Annotated in this window: 1 protein-coding gene; it reads left to right on the top strand. The window is 45.6% G+C overall.

Annotated features, from left to right (window positions below; genetic code table 11):
- Positions 1-15: 15 nt before the first annotated feature.
- Positions 16-399, top strand: a 384-nt coding sequence (locus tag BN338_RS09970) for a DUF1320 domain-containing protein (protein WP_039761977.1), incomplete at its 3' end; no start/stop codon positions are given.

Raw genomic sequence — 399 nt, 5'->3', positions numbered from 1 at the left:
AGGAATCTTTAAAAGATGGCGTATGCAAGCAAAAGATTGATTGAAGAGCTCTGGGGTGTTGATTTCTTGACCGACTTATGTGGGATGGATGAGCATTCTGATCCCGTTCTTTTAGAGCAAGCTATTGGCCTTGCGCTTGAACAGGCAAGTGGTGAGATTGATGTGCATTTGTCTCATCGCTACCCTGTCCCCATTGCTGGACAGCCGGCAGCTTTGGGGATGATCTGTGTCAATATTGCTGTTTACAATTTAGCTATACGCCATACGGCATTAACCACAACTATTGAAGATCGCTACAAACAGGCGGTTGATTTATTGAAACGCATTGCCGAAGGCAAAGCAGGTTTGGGTGTGGATGAGCCTAAAATTATGAGTGAAGATGGACCGGTTCGTGATGGG

Source organism: Bartonella queenslandensis AUST/NH15 (assembly GCF_000312585.1).
Lineage (GTDB): Bacteria > Pseudomonadota > Alphaproteobacteria > Rhizobiales > Rhizobiaceae > Bartonella > Bartonella queenslandensis_A.
The sequence above is the reverse complement of the archived record's forward strand: the minus strand, read 5'-3'. Positions and strand labels throughout refer to the sequence as shown.